Source organism: Candidatus Thorarchaeota archaeon, assembly GCA_013388835.1.
Classification (GTDB): domain Archaea; phylum Asgardarchaeota; class Thorarchaeia; order Thorarchaeales; family Thorarchaeaceae; genus JACAEL01.
Genome location: JACAEL010000096.1, coordinates 1 through 2961, shown reverse-complemented (window position 1 = coordinate 2961; position 2961 = coordinate 1). Strand labels below are relative to the sequence as shown.

Annotated in this window: 3 protein-coding genes; 2 read left to right on the top strand and 1 reads right to left on the bottom strand. The window is 41.6% G+C overall.

The genetic code is table 11. The annotated features are described in order from the left end of the window. A partial coding sequence (locus HXY34_14010) for an ABC transporter ATP-binding protein (protein ID NWF97248.1) occupies window positions 1-1292 on the top strand: 1292 nt, incomplete at its 5' end. A gap of 688 nt (window positions 1293-1980) precedes the next feature. Here the strand turns inward: HXY34_14010 and HXY34_14005 are convergent. Beyond that, window positions 1981-2502: a hypothetical protein gene (locus HXY34_14005; GenBank protein NWF97247.1), complete on the bottom strand. Its 522-nt coding sequence runs from the start codon at window positions 2500-2502 to the stop codon at window positions 1981-1983. 298 nt (window positions 2503-2800) lie between these two features. Here HXY34_14005 and HXY34_14000 point away from each other — a divergent pair. Continuing rightward, on the top strand, window positions 2801-2961 hold a 161-nt coding region (locus HXY34_14000), incomplete at its 3' end, for a hypothetical protein (protein ID NWF97246.1).

The following is a 2961-nucleotide window of genomic DNA, read 5'->3' as shown; positions in this document are numbered from 1 at the left end:
ATGCCAAGCTTGCCCTTATTGCCGTGGCAATCCTCCCAATCGCTGTGGGATTTGCATGGTTTCTCGGAAAATTCTCAAGAGCCGCTTATCGCAAATCACTTTCCACGCTTTCTGGGTTGACCGCCAAAATACAGGAGAACCTTTCAGGAATGAAAGTTATTAAATCCTTCGTACGAGAGAAAACTTCTTACGAAGAGTTTCGAGACACGCAAGATAAAAACATTGATGCGAACATCAAAGCTCTTGGAATTTCCGCTTCGTATCAGCCTGTGATTTTTGTTATGAGAGTAACAGGAACGGCGCTTATTCTTTGGTTCGGCGCTTTAATGGCGATAAGCGGCGAAATCACAATCGGCACAATAGTTGCGTTCATAGAATATCAGTTCTTATATTTCATGCCGCTGATGGATTTGGTCACTGTCTACGATCAGTATCAGTCAGCTATGGCGGCTATCGAAAGAATGTTCGATTTAATAGATACACAAGTTGAAATAGAAGATCCGCCGTCAGAACAGGCTGTTAAAATTAACACGATAAACGATGTGGAATTTCAGAATGTCACTTTTGGATATGACCCAAATATTCCAGTAGTCAAAAACATAAGTTTCAAGCTTGGAAATTCAAAGAAATTAGCCATAGTTGGCCCCACCGGCGCAGGAAAGAGCACGATAATTAATCTTTTGGCAAGATTTTACGATCCCGCTGGAGGCAGAATACTTGTCAATGGTTACGATGTTAAAAACATCAAGATCAGCTCATTGCGCAGGCACATGGGCATAGTTCTTCAAGACTCATTTCTTTTCCCAACAAGCGTGAAAGACAACATACGATTTGGAAAACCCGACGCCTCAGACGATGAAGTTGTTGAAGCAGCAAAGGCTGTTGGTGCACACGCGTTTATAATGAAACTTCCAAAAGGATACGACTATATCATACAGGAAGGCTCTTCAAACATTTCGATCGGCCAGCGACAGCTTATAAGCTTCGCGCGCACTTTGCTTGCAAATCCTAAACTTCTCATTTTAGACGAGGCAACTTCGAGCATTGATCCGTACACGGAGCTGGTTGTGCAAAATGCGTTAAAGAAGCTCCTTGAGAACAGGTTGACAATAATAATTGCTCATAGACTTTCAACGATACGGCTGTGCGACGAAATCATCGTTATTGAGGAAGGCAAGGCTGTGGAGCAGGGAACGCATGAAGAACTCATGAGGACAAATGGGCTTTACAGCGCATTTTATAGAATGCAGTTCAGAGAAGGAGGCGTTGAAACAATGCCCGCTGAGGCATGACACAAAACGATTGTGGAGAGCTGAGAAAAAAGATTGCTAGAGAAAATGGTGTTGGCGGTTAACACAAAAATCAGAATTTGATTTCGCCTTTTTCCACGAGTTCCTTCACTTTGAGCACAGCGTATTGTACAGCGTGGCTTCTGTCAGCAAAATAGCCTTTGTCGACTTGTTCATCGATCCAATGAATGAGTTCAGGCAAGATGCTAACGGTGAGCTTAACTTTGACCATTTAAACCCTGCAACTTCATATAAACTGCGCTGTGCTTAGGGTTTATCTGTGATTGTAAGCATATGTAAGCAAACGTTATATGCCCCGCCTAAACACTATTATGTAGTAGCACCTGTCGTGACTGTCACTTTGGTGTTGACCTATCTCGCAATAGCCGATCATAATCGACTAGAGGCATCAAAAATGAGAACAAGGCTGAGAATGAAATGTCCCGCTTGTGGTCACTGGAATCGTGTTCCTGTTAACAAGATTTTCATTGAAACGCCAACTCTAGAACCTAAGGTCAAAGTCATGATTCCGATGTATGAACCATTACAACTTGTCAAATGTAACAAATGCGGAAGAACCATAGCAGAACCAAGAGAGCTAATCAGAATCACAAGTGCCAAAAATGTCTAAAAGACCAGTGGAATTCCTAGAAAAGGTAGCAAAGAAGAGTCCAGGCACTTAAGTGCTTGATTATTGAAGACATCTTACATCGATGAACACATCGGCTACAAAGTCTTTCAATTTATGTCTTCGAATCCCCAAGTATGAATGTAACAACTCTATTGCACCTTTCCACTCATGAATTGAAGTCGGACCTTTCATTTCAAAATCGTTTATGAAATAAACGAACAAAAGATATGCTGGAAGTCTGTTCTGCCTCAACAAGTACAAGTGGGCAAGTCTGTTAACGTACTGATAGAAACCGCAAGACCAGTCAATTTCAGCGTTTGATCCAAGAAAGCGCTTAGTTTCTTGAAGACTCTTGCGTATTATTCTTGCCGAATCTTCTTTGGCTTTCATTGTTGAAATCAGTTCTCGAATGTGGGACTTTGCTTCAACCAAGAACAACTTTCCCCAAGAATATTTCCCCAGTGCGTCCCATTGAGGGCCTCTTTCCGGCCAAAAATCCGCCAATGGCTTCTCTTTCAGCTTGATCCCAAGCAAGTCTATGAACTCTTGATCGCGATATTCAGAATACTCATCATCCTTCAACGGCGAGAGCCACTGAATATGTTCGTCTCTTGAAAGATTCAGTTTTGCTCTTATCTGCGAGTTCAGATGCTCCGGTTGATCGTTAATGAGCGTTTGGATCCACTTCTGGCTACCTTTGTCGCATGAAGGTTGAGGAAAGCGAGTCATGCTCATTATTTTTTGCTTTAAAAGAATATAAGGCTATGCTAGCACACTACAAAAACATAATATACGATTTACTTCACTGTTCGAAATCTCGATCATTCTTAAATAATATTAATTACCCCCGATGTTTACTACTATAATCGTGGTGGAATGGTTGGCAGAGGCCGTTTCGATTCCTCGTCCTTTACTAAAGGAGCTTTATGAACACTTTGACAAAATAGAGGAGATCCTTGCAACTTTAGAAGAACTCTCGAACAAAGAAGGATTGAAGAGAATAGAGAAAAGCCTTCAAGAATACAAGAAAAAGGAGTATAT